Source organism: Paenibacillus cisolokensis (assembly GCF_050481165.1).
Lineage (GTDB): Bacteria > Bacillota > Bacilli > Paenibacillales > Paenibacillaceae > Paenibacillus_AH > Paenibacillus_AH cisolokensis.
This window is the reverse complement of the sequence record NZ_JBCNFP010000154.1, coordinates 17018-34362: the sequence shown is the minus strand read 5'-3', so window position 1 is coordinate 34362 and position 17345 is coordinate 17018. Positions and strand designations below refer to the sequence as shown.

Genomic DNA, 17345 nt, shown 5'->3' with positions numbered 1-17345 from the left:
TGGGCTTTCGAAATTCAGGATTATATCTTGTATAGTACACACTCTTCCGCACCGATTCAAGAGGGAAAAAATTTTTTTGTTCGATATGCAGCGCCGGTGTCACAAACGGCGGCTTCCGCCTGTCGTATTGGTGAAATCCCAAATCAAAGGACAGGAGAGATGACCGATGGAACTCCGAATGAATTACCGGAACGCCAATCCCGACGCTTTCAAAACGATGCTCTCGCTCGAGCAGTATATCAAGAACAGCGGCCTCGACCATAAGCTGTACGAATTCATCAAGCTGCGCGCTTCGCAGATTAACGGCTGCTCCTTCTGCATCGACATGCACGCCAAAGATCTGCTCCGGTCGGGCGAAAGCATGGAGCGGATTCTGCTTTTGCCCGTATGGCGGGAAGTGCCGCTCTACTCCGAAGCGGAGCGCGCGGCGCTCGAGCTGACCGAATATGCGACGAAGCTGTCGGAAGCCGGCGTCCCCCACGAAGTCTACGATCGCGTGCGCAGCATATTCGGCGAAAAGGAGATTGTCGATCTGCTTATGGCCATCAACAACATCAATGCGTGGAACCGGTTCGGCGTTGCGACCGGCATGTTTCCGGGCTGCTTCGATTAAAGCGGGTTAATTTCTCCGGGTTCAGCACGATGTACAAGCGGCGGATACGGGAGCCTTCCGGTTCCCATTCCGCCATGACGGCCATGACGATGCGGCCGTCCCTTTTCTGCAGCAATCCGGGTTCTCCGTTCAAGCGGGCGGGCTCAAATCCGCCGAGAAATCTGCCTTTGGCGGTCATTTTCGTCAAATACGCTTTCTCGTTCTTGATTTCGGCCGCATCCAGCTGCATGAACTGCGCGAATACGTCCTGTACGGTGTCTTCCGCATCGGCTGCAATGCCCAGTATCCGGTAAGCAAGTCCGAACAGCATCGATTTGTACTGCGCGTACGTTTGATCCAGCGTCATTCCGGTACCTCCGCTCTATCGTTTCGGGTTCGTCAAGAATGACAGCCGAATGCCGGCATTTGTGACATCCCCGTACGAAAGCCGACCGCTTCGGAACATTCCGCTTCGGAACATTCCGCTGCGGAACATTCCGCTGCGGCGTTGCCGCGAATCCCTTCAAGACTTCCTTCAATGTCGCAATGCCGTCCGCCCGCGCATTACAAAAAATAATCCGTCCGAACGCAACAAAAAACGGCCCCGCAAGGCCGGAAACGGTCTAACGGGGCCGTCTTTATGCGATTAGTCGAAATATACCGCTTTGCCCGTGCGCGAAGACTCGTAGATCGCTTCGAGAATTTCCGATACGACGAGCGCTTGCTCCGGTTTTACGATCAATTCCTTGTCATTGATGACGGCATCGATCCATGTGCGGGCTTCAAGCTCGGCCGGATCTTCCGATTGGCCTTCGTAGAACGCCACGCCGCCGCTGTTCAGCTCGATTTCCTTGACATACAGACGGCTGTTCTGCTCGCCGTTGATGCGCAGCCCTTTCTTCATGTCGGCTCCCGCTTCGGTACCGCAGAGCGTCACCTTCGCCTCATCCACTTCGAGAGAGTTGAGCGCCCAGCTCGACTCGAGCACGATCGAAGCGCCGTTCTCCATCGTAATCATCGCGAAAGCGGAATCTTCGACGGTAAACTGCTTCGGATCCCACGGTCCCCAGGCATTAGCCGCATTCTCCCTTTGGGACAGCTTGTGATAGGCCCGTCCCAGCACCGCTTTCGGCTTGTAGTTGTCCATCATCCACAGCGCCAGGTCGAGCGCGTGCGTACCGATATCGATGAGCGGACCGCCGCCTTGCTTGTCTTCATCCAGAAACACGCCCCAAGTCGGCACAGCGCGGCGGCGAATCGCATGCGCTTTGGCGAAATAGATTTCGCCCAGTTCGCCGTTCGCGCAAGCTTCTTTCAGGTAGCGGCTGTCGGCGCGGAAACGGTTCTGGTACCCGATGCTCAGCTTTTTGCCGGTGCGCTTGGCCGCTTCCAGCATCCGGCGGGCGTCTGCAGCCGTTTTCGCCATCGGCTTCTCGCACATGACGTGCTTGCCGGCTTCCAGCGCCGCAATAGAAATTTCGGCATGGGAATCGTTCGGCGTACATACATGCACAATATCGATAGAAGCATCGGCAAGCAGGTCGCGGTAGTTCTCGTATACGCTGGCTTGCTCGGTTCCGAATTTCGTCTTGGCTTCTTCGGCGCGCTCGCGGATGATGTCGCAGAACGCCACCATTTCCACTTCTTTCACTTTCGCCAGGCTCGGCATATGCTTGCCGTTCGCAATACCGCCGCAGCCGATAATGCCCACGCGTACTTTGGACACTTCGAATCATCCTCCCGGATTGTAATGATGTTGTGAATACATCCATGAGCCTTGATTCAACAGGCTATGATGCAATAGAATAAGTATAGGACAAACGCTGTCCAAAAAAAATGGCTTTTCTGGCGATGCTTTTATGTCATTTTGCTATGACTGGAGATATAAGATTGGAAATTTATAATGAAAAGGTCGCTTATGAAAACCCTCTTTTGTCGCTGCGAATATTCAAATCTCATCGTCACAAAGATCTGTTAATCAACTGGCATTATCATCGCGAGCTCGAGCTGCTGCTCGTGCTGGACGGGGAATTGGACGTTTATATCGAAGACGAATGCCGCCGCTTGCAGGCGGGCGACGTCGCCATTATCGGTTCCTACCAGCTGCACCGGGACCGCAGCTTCGATGCGCCGCTTGACTATATCGTTCTGCAATTCGACCTGGAGCAATTTTTCGACCACAGCACGATTACGTATATGCGCTATTTCTCCGAAACGAAAAATCCGCTCAGCCGGGTCAACTACATTCTGGATGAGAAACCGGATGTGAAAGCGCAAATCGCCGACTGTATCCGGGAAATTTTGCAGGAAGCGAGCGCCAAGCAGGCCGGCTACGAGCTTGCCGTCAATATGCTGATCAAACGCATTCTGCTGCTTCTGCTCCGCAACGATTCGCGCAGGATGCTGGCCGAACAGGAAGACTTCAACCGGATCCGGCTGAAGCCGGTGCTTCACTACGTCGAAAGCCATCTGACCGACCGCATTCAGGTGGAGGAAGTGTGCAAGCTCGCCAATATGAGTTATTACTACTTTGTCAAGTTTTTCAAGAAAACGATCGGATTATCCTTTACCGAATATGTCAATTACCGGAAAATCAAATGGGCGGAACGCATTTTGTTGACGATGGATCTCAGCGTATCGGAAGTCGGGGAACGAATAGGCATGCCGAATATGGCTCATTTTTACAAAATGTTCAAGAAGTATAACGAATGCTCGCCCAAGGAATTCCAAAAGAAAATGCTGTCCTGGAACCAGAACTAGCATCGGAAGACAGCGGGATTTACGCTGTTGCGATACAACGAGATTTCCGCCGATACGGCAGGATTGCCGCCGTCGTGATACAACGGAATTGCCGCCGTTGCGATCTATGCGTTCCTGACCGGCCGCGCGAAGGAGAACCGCGAAGGAAAGTCCGGCCCTATGGCCAGCTGGGGATAAAACGGAATAGAATGTTCCGATTTTTGGAAATGCCGCAACAAACGCGACAGACGCGGTGAAGCGATATATGATCCGTCAATTGCAACCCGCACGCCTCATCTGGGCGCTGCGGTTTTTTTGGGCATAACGAGCTTGTAGCCGACGCCGCGGATCGATTCGATCTGAACGGACTGGCTGCCGAGCTCCAGTTTTTTGCGCAGCGAGCTGACATGAACGTCGACCGTGCGCTGACCGCCGATATAATCGAACCCCCACACGACATTCATCAGGTCGTCGCGCGTCACGACCATGCCCGGCCGCTGAACGAGATACAGCAGCACTTCGAATTCTTTCGGCCGCAGCGGCACCGTCTCTCCATTTAATATGACTTCGTATTTCTCCGGGTAGATGAGCAGATCTCCGGCTTCGATCACATTGTCGGAGGAAGACGGCGTCTTCGCGCTTTCCGCGTTCGTCCGCCTTAGTACGGCGGATACGCGGGCCAGCAGCTCCGCCACCCCGAACGGCTTCGTAATGTAGTCGTCGGCCCCGTGCTTGAGCCCCTGCACGACTTCATCTTCCGCATTGCGCGCGGTTAAAATAATGATCGGTGTAAGAATGCCGCTTTGACGCACCCGGTTCAAAATTTCGAAGCCGTTCATGCCGGGCAGCATAATATCCAGAATGATCAGATCGAATTTTCGCTGCAGCGCCGCCTGCAGCCCTTCCGCGCCATGATCGATCACCGTTGTTTCGTACCCTTCCTGCGTCAGGTTGTACGACAGCAGACGGGCCAGCGTCGGTTCGTCTTCAATTACCAGCACTTTGTGCGACATCGTATCCCCCACCTTGCGAACGACGAACGCTTATGTGCCGTTTCGCCGTTAGCTTTAAGTCTGTTCCGTATACCTCTATTTTATCATCGCACGTGCGAACATGCTTGAATCATTTTGTTAACGCCATGTAAAAATTTTATCGCGCCGGGCCAGCAGCCCGGCGTGCCGCTTCTACTGCAGCACCGGCAATTCGAGCGTGAACGTCGTCCCTTTGCCCACGACGCTGTCGACCGAAATGGTCCCTTTGTGCAGCTCGACCAGATGCTTGACGATGGACAAGCCGAGTCCGGTGCCGCCGGAGCTGCGGGAGCGCGCCTTGTCCACCCGGTAAAACCGTTCGAATATGCGGGGAAGATCCTTCTTCGGGATGCCGATGCCGGTATCCGTGATCCGGATCCGGACGCGCTCGTAATCGGCGCCTTCCGGCGCAGGTTCGCCGTTCGCGGCGATCGCCTCGGCGATCACCGTCACCTTGCCGCCTTCCGGCGTATAATTGATGCCGTTGGCCAGCAAATTCATCATAATTTGCCGCAGCCTGTCCTCGTCGGCTTCGACATACAGATCCTGTTCGCACTTCAGCTCCAGCGCAATCGATTTGCGGGCGGCTTCCGTCTTGACGACCTCGACCGTACGCTCCAGGAAGGACGACAGCTCGACCGGCGAAAACTGCAGCGGCACGCGCCGGGACTCGATTTTGGACAGCTCGAGAATGTCGCCGATAAGCCGGTTCAGGCGGTCGCTCTCGTCAAATATGATTTGCAGAAACGCGCGGGCCGTCTCCGGATCGTCGACGGCGCCGCCAAGCAGCGTTTCGGCGAATCCTTTGACCGCCGCGATCGGCGTTTTCAGCTCGTGCGAGACGTTCGCGACGAACTCGCTGCGCATCCGCTCCAGCCGGCGAATCGCCGTAACGTCCTGCACGACGAGCAGCACGCCGCCGAATTCGTCGCCGTCCTGGCGGAACGGCACCAGATTCAGTTCGAGCAGCCGCTCCTCCGGGAAATAGAACGTAATCTCTTCCCGCAGATGCTCTTTGTTGTCCATCGCGTCCTGTATCATTCGGGCCAGCTCGTACTGCTGCCGCATTTCGCTAAAATGCTTTCCGGTCAGCTCGCCGGCCTTAACGCCGAGCACTTCTTCCGCCCGCCGGTTCATCAGCACGATGCGGCCGTTCGCGTCGATCATCACGATGCCGTTGATCATATTGGCGAGCACGCTTTCCAGTTGGCTTTCGTTGCGGCGAATGCGTTCCATCTGCACCTGCAGACTTTCCGCCATCGTGTTGATCGCGTGGCCGAGTTCGCCGATTTCGCTGCGCTTGCCGACCTTGACCCGGGCACGGTAATCCATGTTTTTGATCCGCTGGGCGACCTTCGTAATCTGCTCCAGCGGCCGGGTCATGCCGAGCGCGACGCGGTAGCTGATCAGCGCCGCCGCGACAAACAGCACGGCCAGGCCGGCGATCAGCACCGCCCACATCCGGAAAATGCTTTTCTCCACCGTCTTCAGGCTCATCGCCAGGCGGACGATGCCGGCATCTTCCCCTTCTCCCGCCGGAATGGCGACATAGAGCAAGTTTTGCTTCAGCGTGTCGCTGTACCGGATCGTCCGGCCGACGCCTTTCTCGTACGCTTCCCGGACTTCGATCCGGTCGGCGTGATTGTCCATCGTCTGCGGCTCGTGATCCGAGTCGCCAAGCACCGTCCCGTCGCCGCGGATAAAGGTTACCCTCGCTCCGGTAATCTCCTTCAGCGCGGTCGCTTCATTCGTGAAATAGGCGAACAGTTCCTGCTCCGGCCCCGTTCTCCACTCCGTCTTGGCCAATATCAGCTTCATCTCGCGCACCATGTTGTCCTCCAGCTCGGCAAGATGGCTGTCTTTGAATATCTGCCCCATCATCAGACCGGAAGCCGTAACCGACAAGCCGATCAGCACGATCATAATAAGCGTCAGCCTGGCGCGAAAGCTGTTCATTCGCATGTCATCTCTCCGTTCTGTCTCCGCTCGCCTTCGCAAGACCGGCGGCGGCACGGTTTTCGACATTATTATCGTACCTGCATCGCGTTCGCCTTGCCAGCCTTCGATTTATGAAGTTTTTGTAAAGCGTAATGATACAGCGTGGCGACCGGCTGCTGAATCATAATCGTCAGCATGACCGGGACGGCCGTCAGCGGGCTGAAATACCCGATCGCCAGCACGATGCCGAGCGAGATATTGCGCATGCCCGTCGCATACGAGACCGTAACCTGCTTTTCGCGGTTGCGAAGCGGAGCTGCGCCGATAAAGCCGAACGCATAGCAAAGCGCGACGAGCATGACCGATATCGGCACCAGCTTTAGCATATCCGCTTTCAGCCCGGCAGCATACGGAGCGATCGCCGCCGCATTCAGGGCGACGACCGCAATAAAGCACAGCTTGGACAGCGGAGCGGCATACGGCTGCACGGCAGGCTGAATCCGGCCGCGCGACAGCTCGCAGAGCAGCACGCCGATGACGGTGGGGGCCACTACGATCATCGCCAGATCGAACGCCAGATGCCCGGTATCGAGAGCTACGTTGGTATGGAACAGCAGCTTGATTCCGGCCGGGACGACGAGCGGGCTGAGCGCCGAATCCAGCACGACCATCGCGAGTATGAGCGGCACGCTGCCCCCGGACATGCCGACCCAAAACACGGTCGACACCCCCAGCGGAATGAGCGCAAACAGCACTAGTCCGACCACATAAGGAGAATCCGGTCCGAACGTATACTTACCGATTAGGTACGCCGCGAGCGGAGAGACGATATGGGCGATCAGCAGCGTTCCGATCATCACGCCCGGCTTCCGGATAACCGCCTTCAGCTGCTCCAGTCCGCAGCCGATCGCCATCGTCAAGGTTACATAAGCGAACAGATAGGGAACCGCCTTGACGAACGGCAGCAGCGTATCCGAAAAAAAGAACCCCAGGACTAGCGATCCCGGGACCAGAAGAAACATCCATTGTTCAAAACGTTTGTTAAGGGCAAGACCGAATTGACGGATAAGTCATCATCTCGCTTATTTATTTGAATACCGGCTCCTTGAATTGCTCGAGCTTCTCGAAGGAGCTGCGTTCGACGTCGGCATGCAGGCTGTTGCCGTGCGCGTCCATCGTGACGATCGCGGCGAAGCCTTCCGTCTGCAGATGCCACATCGCTTCCGGAATGCCGAATTCGAGGAAGTCGACGCCGTTCACGTTCTTGAAGCATTCGGCGTAATATTGCGCCGCGCCGCCGATCGCATTCAAGTAGACCGCACCGTGCTCCTGCAGCGCCTTGAGCGTCTTCGCGCCCATGCCGCCTTTGCCGATTACCGCGCGGATGCCGAACTTTTTAATAATGTCCCCTTGATAGGGCTCTTCGCGGATGCTCGTCGTCGGTCCGGCGGCTTTCACTTTCCAGCTGTCCCCTTCTTTCAGCATGACGGGGCCGCAGTGGTAGATGACGGCGCCGTTCAGGTCGACCGGAGAGTCGTGATCCATCAAATATTTGTGCAGCGCGTCGCGGCCGGTGTGCATTTCCCCGTTCAGAATGACGATATCGCCGACGCGCAGCGAACGGACCTGCTCTTCCGTCAGCGGCGTCGTCAGCACGACTTCGCGGCGCTCCGACTCTGCGGCCGCTTCCTGTCCGGCGCTGGAGGAAGCTGCTGCTTCGTCCCGCATCGGCTGCTCGCTTCCTTGCGGGTAGAGCCATTCCTTAATCGCGCCGGTCTGCGCATCCAGCAGCACGCCCTGACGCCGGTAAGCCCAGCAATTGTAGGCGACGGAGACGAAGAAGCTGGCCGGCAGCCGGTTCATGACGCCGATCTTGCAGCCGAGCAGCGTCACTTCCCCGCCGAAGCCCATCGTGCCGATGCCGAGCTTGTTCGCGTTCTCCATAATATACTCTTCGAGCTCCCTCAGCTCCGGAATCGGATTCGTATCGTCCACGCGCCGGAACAGCTGCTGCTTCGCCAGCTCGTAGCCCGTCGTCCGGTCGCCGCCGATGCCGACGCCGATGAACCCGGCGCTGCACCCCTGGCCTTGCGCCTGGTAGACGGCGTGCAGGATGCATTTGCGGATGCCGTCCAGATCGCGCCCCGCTTTGCCGAGCCCTTCTAGCTCCGTCGGCAGGCTGTACTGGATGTTCTTGTTCTCGCAGCCGCCGCCTTTCAGAATGAGCCGGACGTCGATTTCATCCTTTTCCCACTGCTCGAAGTGAATGACCGGCGTGCCCGGTCCGAGATTGTCGCCGGTATTGGCGCCGGTCAGCGAGTCGACGGAGTTCGTTCTTAGCTTTCCGTCCTTCGTGGCGCGCGCGACCGCCTCGCGGATCTGCCGCTTCATCACGATCTGGTTGGCTCCGACCGGCGTATGCACGACAAACGTCGGCATCCCGGTATCCTGACAGATCGGCGAAACGTTGCACTCGGCCATCTCGATATTTTCGGCTATCGTGGACAGCGAAATGCCCGAGCGGGTGGCGCGGTCTTCGGCTTCCCGGGCTTTCCGGATCGCCTGGCGGACATCGCCGGGAAGATTGGTGGACGTTTCGACGATCAGACGGTATATGCTCTCTTCAAAATGCTGCATGGCGTAGCGGTAATCTCCTCTCTGGTCGCATTTCTCTATACACTATATAATAGCATACATGGATCGATTGGCATATGCTTGCCCGGCCTGCCGCCTCCGGGCGGATCGGTGCCGGCGGGCTTCGCAGGGACTTGCGGACCCGCAGGGCGCCGGACGCGCGGCTGTTCCGCCGCCGATTCGCATTGTACGGATAAAGGAGCGCGTGAAACTTGAGCAGCCATTTTTTCGCCTATATGTACCGTCTGAAATATATCGAACGCTGGAGCCTGATGCGCAATACGACGAAGGAAAACGTCGCCGAGCATTCCTACCATGTCGCATTGCTCGCGCATATGCTGTGCGAGATCGGCAACCGCATATTCGGCAAGAAGCTAAGCGCCGACCGCGCGGTCACGCTGGCGCTGTTCCACGATGCGACCGAGGTGTTCACCGGCGATATTCCGACGCCGGTCAAGCATCACAATCCGCGGATGCTCGCAAGCTTCCGCGAGATCGAGAAGATGGCGGCCGAGCGCCTTCACGGCATGCTGCCCCCCGAGCTGAAGCCGGCGTATGCGCGGCTGCTCGGCAAAGCGGACGGCGGGGAAGAGAGCGGCGAAGAGCTTGAGCTGCGCGCGCTTGTCAAAGCGGCCGATCTGCTCGACGCCTATTTGAAATGCTTCGCCGAAGTATCTTCCGGCAATCGGGAATTTGCCGTCGCCAAAAGCCAGATCGAGCAATCGCTCGCCAGGCTCGACATGCCCGAAATCGAATGGTTCCTCACCCATATGGCGCCGAGCCTCGGCATGACGCTTGACGAGTTGTCGGAAGAGTAGAAAACGGCGTTCCTGCCCGGCCAGTGGAACCGGGAGGGGAACGCCGTTTTTGCGCTGCCGCCGCGGGAAGCCGCTCTATTCCGTTCTCATGCTGCGGACTTTATCCTTCACGGCGGCATAGAACCGGAGCCATTCGGGCGAAGCGCCGGCAGGGCCGGCACGCTCTTCATCCGACGGCGGCCGGCTTCCGCCTTCTCCGCTCTCCGCTTCGCCGGAAGCGGACGGCTTGAGGGAGCCGGCCGTCGTCCGTTCATCCCCGCCCGATGTCCCGCTTTCTTCCGTCATCCTGATCGCCTCCTCTGCCATAGACGGTTCTTTCGGCTCAACCGTTCAGCCATCTGCGGCGCAGCGCAAACAGCTCTTTCAGCTCGTCCGTCGACAGCTCCGTTATCCATTGCTCCGATTGGCCGACCACCTGCTCGCTCAGCGATTGCTTGCGGTCGATCATTTCGTCGATCCGCTCTTCCAGCGTGCCGAGCGTAATCAGTTTATGCACCTGCACCCGCTTGGTCTGGCCGATGCGGAATACCCGGTCGGTCGCCTGATTTTCCACCGCCGGATTCCACCACCGGTCGAAATGGAACACGTGGTTCGCCGCCGTCAAATTCAGTCCGGTGCCGCCCGCTTTCACCGACAGCACGAACGCGCAGCAGTCGGAAGCCGGGTCCTGGAACGCCGCGATCATCTCGTCCCGCTTCGCCTTCGGCACGCTGCCGTTCAAATAAGGGACCGGCATGCCGAGCCGCTCCTCCAGCAGCCGGCGGATCTGTTCGCCCGCCTCGACGAACTGCGTGAAAACGAGGCAGCGCTCGCCTTCGGCGGCGATCTCTTCGATCATCTCCAGCAGCCGGACCGTCTTGTTGGACAGCTCCGGCTTCCATAAGACGCGGCCGTCCCGTTTCGTCAGCAGCCACGGATGGTCGCACACCTGCTTCAGCTTCGTGAGCGAAGCGAGGATCAGCCCTCTGCGCTCCATGGCGCTCAACTTGTCAAGCCGCTCCAGCAAGTCCGACACGATGTTCTCGTAGACAGCCCCCTGCTCCGCCGTCAGCGAAACGTACGTTTTCGCCTCGTGCTTCTCCGGAAGAGACAGCTGGATCGCCGAATCGTTCTTGACGCGCCGCAGCATGATCGGCTTCACCCAACGCTGCAGGCCGGCGATCAGCTCCGCGTCGCGCGTCCGCTCGATCGGCTGCACGAGCGCTTTCCGGAATTCGGCAAGCGAGCCGAGATAACCGGGGTTAAGAAAATCGCAAATCGACCACAGCTCCGTCAGCCGGTTTTCCATCGGCGTGCCGGTTAATGCGACGCGGTGGCCGGCCTGCAATTTGCGGATGGCAGCGGACTGCTTCGTATACACGTTTTTAATGTTTTGCGCCTCGTCCAGACAGAGCGTATTCCAGTTCACGCCGCTCAGCTCTTCCTCGTCCAGCGGTGCAAGGGCGTACGACGTGATGACGAGATCGGCTCCGGCCACCGCGTCGGCGAACGCCCGTCCTTTGGCTCTTCGGGGACCGTAGTGGAGCACGACGTTGAGCGAAGGGGCGAACCGTTCCAGCTCCTTCTCCCAGTTGCCGATGACCGAAGTGGGGCAAATGAGCAGCGACGGAGCCGCCTCGTCGTCGCCGGAAGCTGCGCGCTGCTCCTTCACATGCAGCAAATAAGCGGCAAACTGCACCGTTTTGCCGAGGCCCATATCGTCCGCAAGACAAGCGCCCAATCCGAAACGGCGCAGCATGGCGAGCCACGATACGCCGGCCAGCTGATAAGGGCGGAGCTCGCCGCGGAAGCCGGCCGGCACCGGGACAAGCGGAAGCGAGGACGTCTGCTGAAGCTGCTGCAGCCAGCCCGCCAGATGGGCGTCCAGTTCCACCTCCGCCTGGATCGGCGATTCGTATTCGCCGGCGCCGTCGTCAATCGAAGCTCCTCCGCGCAGGTGCAGCTCGAGCACGTCGCGGAAGGTCAGCCCCTTCTTCCGTCCGACCCGCTTCATCCATCGCCTGATTCTGTCGACATCGGCCGGATCCAGATGAACCCATTCCCCGCCGATTCGCATCAACCGCCGGTTCTCGGCGGCAAGGCGCATAAACTCCTCCTCGGACAGATCGACCTCGCCGACCGCCAGCCGCCAGTCGTACTGCACGATATCATGCAGTCCGAACATCGCCTGCCCGCCCGTGCCGGCAAGCGACTTCACCTTCGCCCGCAGCCGCAATTTGCGGGAGCGAACCGTTTCCCACCAGCCGGGCAGCAGCACCGGGCAGCCGGCCTGAAGCAGCCGCAGACTGATTTGCGCGAGGAACGTCCACGCCTCGTCGTCCGTCAGCAGCCGCCTGATGCCGGCGAATTCCGCTTCTCCTTCCCGCGCCGCCAGTTCGGGGGCGGCGTTCAGCCAGCCCGCCGCTTCCTTGCGCACCTTGCCGTCAAGCAGAGGCAGCCATTCGGACGGCAGCTCGCGCCCGTCCGCGGCTCTCCATTCTCCGTCCGCTCCCTGTTCCAGCGGCATCCATTCGCCGCCGTCGCGGTCGCGGACAGCGGGCGCCAGCCTCCAGCCGGAGCTTGCGTCCGGTTCCGACAGCTGGATCGCGAGCCGAAACGGGAAGGTGTCCCGCTTCAGTCCGACAGCGACCTGCCAGTCGTCTTCATCGGCCATTTTGCGGTAAAGGGAATCCTGATGCGACGCTTCGACCGCTCTCCAGGCCGCGCCCGCCGCGCCGTCCCCGTTCACGATCGCCTCGACGGCCAGTCCGAGCCACTCCTTCACCCCGCCGTCGCCGTTCTGCTCCGCCTGCCGAAGCCAATGCTCCCATTCCTCGCGCATTCCCTGCTCCGACTCCGGAATGGCCGGCTTCCACATCCGCCGTTCCCGGTCCCATTCCCGCATATCCGGCACAAACCAGCCGTTCAGCAGCATCGTCCGCAGCAGTTCGGCCAGCTTGCGCAGCACAAGCAGCCGCGGCGACCATTCGACCTTGAGCAGCCGCACATGCCGGGGATCGGACAAATAATCCATCGCCAGAAGCGGCGAAAGCTGCACAATGGACCGTCCGAACGCCTCGCCCTCTTCGATATCCGAGCCGTACCAGGACGCTTCGTGCCGGGCAAACAGCACCTGACGCAGCCTTTTCCCGATGACCGCGCTGTTATCCTCCAGAATGGCCACGCCGCCTTCCGAATGCCAGTACCCTTGCAATTGCACCGCGCGTATGCCCCAGGTCGTCCTCATGTCAGCATTTTCCCTTTCTCCAATTCTTCCTGAAACGCCCGCAACCGTTGATGCTTCCGGACAAGACTGCCAAAAAACTCGTTCCACCGCTCCCGCGCCTCTACGGATTTGTACAGCTTTTCCAGCTTTTGCAACTGCTTGACGGCAATCCGGTAGCTCTGCCGGTTGCGCGCCCGTATCGATTCTTCGATCGCCTGATGATAGAGTGGAATAAGCGCGGACGGCGCTTGCCGCGTCACTTCCCGCACCGTCTGAACGTCCAGCTCCTCCGGACGGATGCCGAGAAGCAGCTGCAGGTCGGCCCAGTCGCGGAATCGCCCGTGATCGAGCCAATGCTGCGACAGCGTGGCGTAGGATGACGGCAGCAGATCGATCATGTAAGCCTCCCACCGGCCATCGGGCTGCCTGTCGGCCGCGAGACCGCACAGCAGCAGGAACGAATGGAGAGCGTCGTTCGTTTTTCTTTCCGGCAGACGCTCCGCCAGATATGCCATCCAGCATTCAAGATCGCGCCACCGGTGCTGTTCCAGCCGGACCCGGGCGCAATGAAACGCAAACGCCGCCGTATGCGCAAACGCGATTCCCTCGAGCATGGCGACCGCTTCTTCGTCCGCTTCCTCGTGAAAACGGTGCTGCGCATAAGCGATCCGGACGAACGGATGGCCGCCGTCCGCGGCTTCCGACTTGCCCAGGTCCGCCGTTTCCAACTTGCTCAGGCCCGTCGCTTCCGCCTTGCCCAGGTCCGCGGCTTCCGACTTGCTCAGGCCCGTCGCTTCCGCCTTGCCCAGGTCCGCGGCTTCCGACTTGCCAAGCATCTTCTCGAGCGCCGCCTTTTCCTTCATTCGAAAAGCCCGGTGTTCGGACAACGTCCGGCTGAATTGCAAATACAGCGAATCCCACCTGACCAACGCCTTTTCCCCGCTCGTCGCACGCCTCAGCAGCCAATCGGCAATCCCTTCCGTCCACAGCCGCTCCCGCTCGTCGGCATATTCGTTGCGGCGTTCCGAAACCAGCTCATGAAAATGCGCGATCCACGGCTCCGCCATGCGCGAATACGAAACTTCCTGGTAATAGCGGTTGTACGAATCGACCGAGGCGATTGCCTTGTCGGTCTGTTCCAGCACGAACAGAATGGACGCCATCCAGTGGAGACGGCGCCGGTCCGCCGGCCATGTTTTGGAGAGCCCCTTCAGCCCCGACAGCACCGGCTGCATATGGTGCAGCGAGTGGCGGCACATCTTCCACGTCTCGCCGTGCTGCTCTCCGAACCAGGAACGCCACTGCTCGAGCGAGCCTTCCTCCCCGGGATGGCTCGGCTCCGCAGCGCCGGCGGCCGACTCCCATGCGGCCGATTGCCATGGAGCCGGCGCGGGCTTGCGTCCGACTAGCGACTCGTACGATAGTTCGGGACGCCAGCCGGCGCGTTCGCAATAGGCAAAGAACAGAGCGGCCATATGCTTGCACAGCGAATCATACGGACAGGTGCAGGCGCTGTAAAAGAAATTGTCCGTCGCCAGCGTTACCGCATAAATCTCCTCCCCCTGCACCGCGCCCATAATGGTGTTGCCGTCCATCTCTTTCACATGTTTGACGCGGCCGTTGAGGTAGTAGCGCCAGCCCCGCTCCACAATGATCGGCTTCATGTACAGGCTGAGCTTCTCCTCCAGTTCGGCCAATATCTTGTTGTCCAGAGGGGATTTCGGCTCCATCGGGGTTCTCCTTCCGTTCGCAAGGTCATCTTATGATTATAACATATAAAAGAACGACTTCGCTCTTTTGCGGCGAAGTCGTTCCAGGCGAAATCGTTATTTTACATTGAAAAAATGCGACGGACAATCCGACGGCGACGGTTTTGCCGTTAGACGGCGGTTTTGACGCATGACGGCGGTTTTGCCGTAAATATCGTCAGAATTGCGAAAGCTCTCCGATTATGACGACTTGATCATGCCGGCGTATACGCCCGGGACCGAACCTTCGATGACGACGGCGCCTGCCGTTTTTTCGTAGAAGGCGACCGGACCGGCCGCGCCGATCACCGCGTATCCGTAGCCGTCGCTGCGCATCGCCTGCAGCGTTTGCAAAAACAGCTGCTTGCCGATGCCGAGGCCCCGTTCGTTTTCGTCCACACCGGTCGGACCGAAAAAGCCTTTGCAAGTGGCGTCATAGCAGGCGAAGCCGAGCAGCTTGCCGTCCCGCACCGCCACAAGGCATGACACCGGCTGACGGGAAAACGCCACCTCGCATTCGCTTCTCCAGTTTTTGCTGAAATGTTTCTCCACCCACTCCGCTACGGCAAGCTTCTCAGGGCCGATCGCGCGGCGCACCGTAATCCCCGTGCGCGCGGCGTACTGCTCAGGCGTCTCCGTCTCCGGCAGCGCATACAGTTTCACTAACATGTCCGGCATTGTGTCGTTCTCCCCGCTTTCCCTGTATTCCTTTGTTTTCCTCCACCCATTATACCGCGAGGACGGATTCGTTGCAGCATCATTCCTGTCGTCCGACTGGTAAATCGGAAGGCAGATCCCGGTACGCTCCCGGCGTCATGCCGGTGCGGGCGGCAAACATCCGCGTAAAATAATGGACGCTGCCGAACCCTGTCCGTTCGGCGACTTCTTTGATCGATACGCTGCCCGAACGCAACAAAGCTTTCGCGGTCTCGATCCGCTGCTGGTTCACATATTGCGTGTAGCTCATTCCTTCGTATTTGGCAAACAGCCGCGAGCAATGGCGGGCCGAAATATGCAGCGTCCGGGCCGTCATCTGCAGCTGCAACGGTTGATTCAGATTGTCGGCGACGAACCGTTTGGCCCGTTCGAGCAGCTGCTCCGGTCCGGCGCGCATAGGAGACAGCGGCCGATGTGCGGTAAAGGCGTCGCACATCGAGGAGATCAGCGCGTCCGCCCAAGCCTGCAGCGTCTCCGCGCTCATTCCTTCGGCAGCCGCGCCGTACAGCCCGCGCCATGCCGCCCCGGCCGGATGACCGGTTCCCGCGGAGCGGAGCAAATACGACGCGGAACCGGCCCATTCCCGCCAGCGCCGCTCCCTCTCCGCACTTATACCGGCGGCGGGCTCAAAAGCAACCCATAGCAAAAACAGCTTCTCCCCGCGATGAATCTGGTGATAGACGCCGGGACGGGAAGCGAACAGGTCGCCCGGGCCGATGCGGTGCGACTCCTCTCCGTCACGGTACTCGCCGCTGCCGGACACGACATAGCAGCATTCCATGAAAGAGTGGCGGTGATAAGGGTTGTCGGGATGATTCGGCGAGCCTCCCCAATAATGGATCGCATATTCGCCATCCATGCCGCGCATGGCCGTCAGCCTACGCAGAACGGCGACCGCCCTTTCGCACAGCGTTTGATCCATATAATCGCGCCTCCTTCGGCTGGAAGACCGGAAATGTCCGTTTTGTGCAATGAAATGGTCTTCATCGTGCAAATACGAAAAACCGCCGTGCAGGTTATGATGGTAATGGTTCCACAACATTCACTCGCATAGAGGTGATCGATTTGATTACAACACAAGATGTCGATTTTTACAAGGAAAATGGTTACTTGCTCGTTCGGGGCGTCTTCTCGCAGGAAGAAGTCGAGGAGATGAGAAAGGCTGTCGACAGCATTATCGAAAAGGCGGCGCGATCGAAATACGACCGCAATTCCACGTGGCAGGGCGAATACATGTCCCCCGAAGAATTGAAGAAGCTGGTGCTGAAAGGCTTCCACGACGTCCAATACCAGGATGCCGTTTTCACGCGGGCGGCCGTACACCCCCGCATGACGGCCGTGCTGACCAAGCTGATCGGCCCGAACGTCGAGCTGCACCACAGCAAAATGCTGGTGAAGCCGCCGGAGAAAGGCGCGGCGTTCCCGATGCATCAGGACTATCCTTATTTTCCGCACGAGCGCCATACGATGTTGGCGGCCAGCGTCCATCTGGACGACGCCGATCTCGAGAACGGCTGCATCAGCGTGCTGCCAGGTTCGCACAAGCAAGGGCCGCTCAAGCATGTAGGGCGCCATTATCTCGACCATCGCGAATATCCGCTGTCGATGGGCGTGCCGTGTCCTGCCCAGGCCGGCGACGTGCTCTTCTTCAACTACCTGACGATTCACGGCTCGGGCCCGAACCGCAGCGAGCGGTCGCGCCGCAACGTGCTGTTCCAGTACCGCGATCCGGCCGACCCGCCGACCGAGAACGTCCACGTCAACTGGGGGCAAGGGCTTATGATATGCGGAAGCAAACCGGAGTATAAAGAATACGGTTAATGCCGGCGGACGGCCTTTAAGCCCGCGTCACGAGCGTCTTTGCCGCAGCGGGCCGCAGCGGGCGAAAGAGGCCGGCCGGCAACCCGCGCTGTTCGCCAGATT

The 17345-nt window shown here is 59.2% G+C and carries 15 protein-coding genes; 4 read left to right on the top strand and 11 right to left on the bottom strand.

The window, feature by feature from the left end; genetic code table 11:
• Window positions 1-166 precede the first annotated feature (166 nt).
• Entirely contained in the window at window positions 167-613 is a 447-nt protein-coding gene (locus ABEV74_RS21170; protein WP_430149364.1) for a carboxymuconolactone decarboxylase family protein, read from the top strand.
• Here ABEV74_RS21170 and ABEV74_RS21165 read toward each other — a convergent pair.
• Window positions 555-959 (bottom strand): sigma factor, encoded by a 405-nt coding sequence (locus tag ABEV74_RS21165; protein ID WP_430149360.1) that lies wholly within the window; start codon window positions 957-959, stop codon window positions 555-557. The genes ABEV74_RS21170 and ABEV74_RS21165 overlap by 59 nt on opposite strands.
• A gap of 279 nt (window positions 960-1238) precedes the next feature.
• Window positions 1239-2318, bottom strand: a complete 1080-nt coding sequence (locus ABEV74_RS21160) for a Gfo/Idh/MocA family protein (RefSeq protein WP_082655323.1) — start codon at window positions 2316-2318, stop codon at window positions 1239-1241.
• Window positions 2319-2482: 164 nt separating this feature from the next.
• Between ABEV74_RS21160 and ABEV74_RS21155 the strand changes: the two genes are divergently transcribed.
• On the top strand, window positions 2483-3352 hold the full coding sequence (locus tag ABEV74_RS21155; RefSeq protein ID WP_062494666.1) for an AraC family transcriptional regulator: 870 nt from the start codon (window positions 2483-2485) through the stop codon (window positions 3350-3352).
• A gap of 272 nt (window positions 3353-3624) precedes the next feature.
• On the opposite strand, the gene ABEV74_RS21150 is transcribed toward ABEV74_RS21155, so the two are convergent.
• The 4 genes from ABEV74_RS21150 to ABEV74_RS21135 form a co-directional block, all read right to left on the bottom strand.
• On the bottom strand, window positions 3625-4344 hold the full coding sequence (locus ABEV74_RS21150) for a response regulator transcription factor (protein ID WP_062494668.1): 720 nt from the start codon (window positions 4342-4344) through the stop codon (window positions 3625-3627).
• A 171-nt stretch (window positions 4345-4515) separates the two neighbouring features.
• Window positions 4516-6318, bottom strand: coding sequence for a two-component system histidine kinase PnpS (gene pnpS / locus ABEV74_RS21145; RefSeq protein WP_062494670.1), 1803 nt, complete (start codon window positions 6316-6318; stop codon window positions 4516-4518).
• A 71-nt stretch (window positions 6319-6389) separates the two neighbouring features.
• Window positions 6390-7322 carry a bile acid:sodium symporter family protein gene (locus ABEV74_RS21140; protein ID WP_430149355.1) on the bottom strand — a complete coding sequence of 311 codons (933 nt, stop codon included), beginning with the start codon at window positions 7320-7322 and terminating at the stop codon, window positions 6390-6392.
• A 64-nt stretch (window positions 7323-7386) separates the two neighbouring features.
• Window positions 7387-8937 (bottom strand): fumarate hydratase, encoded by a 1551-nt coding sequence (locus tag ABEV74_RS21135; RefSeq protein WP_213529881.1) that lies wholly within the window; start codon window positions 8935-8937, stop codon window positions 7387-7389.
• A gap of 209 nt (window positions 8938-9146) precedes the next feature.
• Here ABEV74_RS21135 and yfbR point away from each other — a divergent pair, with 209 nt between their 5' ends.
• A complete protein-coding gene (gene yfbR / locus ABEV74_RS21130) occupies window positions 9147-9752 on the top strand; it encodes a 5'-deoxynucleotidase (protein ID WP_430149352.1) in 606 nt (201 codons plus the stop codon).
• A 75-nt stretch (window positions 9753-9827) separates the two neighbouring features.
• Here the strand turns inward: yfbR and ABEV74_RS21125 are convergent, their stop codons facing one another.
• The 5 genes from ABEV74_RS21125 to ABEV74_RS21105 form a co-directional block, all read right to left on the bottom strand.
• Complete coding sequence (locus ABEV74_RS21125) at window positions 9828-10037, bottom strand: hypothetical protein (protein WP_430149349.1); 210 nt, start codon at window positions 10035-10037, stop codon at window positions 9828-9830.
• A 37-nt stretch (window positions 10038-10074) separates the two neighbouring features.
• Entirely contained in the window at window positions 10075-12978 is a 2904-nt protein-coding gene (locus ABEV74_RS21120) for a DEAD/DEAH box helicase (protein ID WP_430149347.1), read from the bottom strand.
• Window positions 12975-14687 (bottom strand): SWIM zinc finger family protein, encoded by a 1713-nt coding sequence (locus ABEV74_RS21115; protein WP_430149344.1) that lies wholly within the window; start codon window positions 14685-14687, stop codon window positions 12975-12977. Before ABEV74_RS21115 ends, ABEV74_RS21120 begins: the two co-directional genes overlap by 4 nt.
• Before the next feature lie 219 nt (window positions 14688-14906).
• The gene (locus tag ABEV74_RS21110) at window positions 14907-15383 is read right to left on the bottom strand and encodes a GNAT family N-acetyltransferase (RefSeq protein ID WP_062494682.1); all 477 of its coding nucleotides are present in this window, start codon (window positions 15381-15383) and stop codon (window positions 14907-14909) included.
• 79 nt (window positions 15384-15462) lie between these two features.
• Window positions 15463-16344, bottom strand: a complete 882-nt coding sequence (locus ABEV74_RS21105) for a helix-turn-helix domain-containing protein (RefSeq protein ID WP_430149341.1) — start codon at window positions 16342-16344, stop codon at window positions 15463-15465.
• A 143-nt stretch (window positions 16345-16487) separates the two neighbouring features.
• On the opposite strand from ABEV74_RS21105, the gene ABEV74_RS21100 reads away from it, so the two are divergent.
• Window positions 16488-17243 carry a phytanoyl-CoA dioxygenase family protein gene (locus ABEV74_RS21100; protein ID WP_062494686.1) on the top strand — a complete coding sequence of 252 codons (756 nt, stop codon included), beginning with the start codon at window positions 16488-16490 and terminating at the stop codon, window positions 17241-17243.
• Window positions 17244-17345: the final 102 nt, after the last annotated feature.

Coding starts and splice junctions, on each gene's coding strand:
- ABEV74_RS21120 (WP_430149347.1), bottom strand. CDS start 12,978: ATGAGGACGACCTGGGGCATACGCGCGGTGCAATTGCAAGGGTACTGG.
- ABEV74_RS21170 (WP_430149364.1), top strand. CDS start 167: ATGGAACTCCGAATGAATTACCGGAACGCCAATCCCGACGCTTTCAAA.
- ABEV74_RS21125 (WP_430149349.1), bottom strand. CDS start 10,037: ATGACGGAAGAAAGCGGGACATCGGGCGGGGATGAACGGACGACGGCC.
- ABEV74_RS21135 (WP_213529881.1), bottom strand. CDS start 8,937: ATGCAGCATTTTGAAGAGAGCATATACCGTCTGATCGTCGAAACGTCC.
- ABEV74_RS21150 (WP_062494668.1), bottom strand. CDS start 4,344: ATGTCGCACAAAGTGCTGGTAATTGAAGACGAACCGACGCTGGCCCGT.
- pnpS (WP_062494670.1), bottom strand. CDS start 6,318: ATGAACAGCTTTCGCGCCAGGCTGACGCTTATTATGATCGTGCTGATC.
- ABEV74_RS21140 (WP_430149355.1), bottom strand. CDS start 7,322: ATGTTTCTTCTGGTCCCGGGATCGCTAGTCCTGGGGTTCTTTTTTTCG.
- ABEV74_RS21165 (WP_430149360.1), bottom strand. CDS start 959: ATGACGCTGGATCAAACGTACGCGCAGTACAAATCGATGCTGTTCGGA.
- ABEV74_RS21110 (WP_062494682.1), bottom strand. CDS start 15,383: ATGCCGGACATGTTAGTGAAACTGTATGCGCTGCCGGAGACGGAGACG.
- ABEV74_RS21105 (WP_430149341.1), bottom strand. CDS start 16,344: ATGGATCAAACGCTGTGCGAAAGGGCGGTCGCCGTTCTGCGTAGGCTG.
- ABEV74_RS21115 (WP_430149344.1), bottom strand. CDS start 14,687: ATGGAGCCGAAATCCCCTCTGGACAACAAGATATTGGCCGAACTGGAG.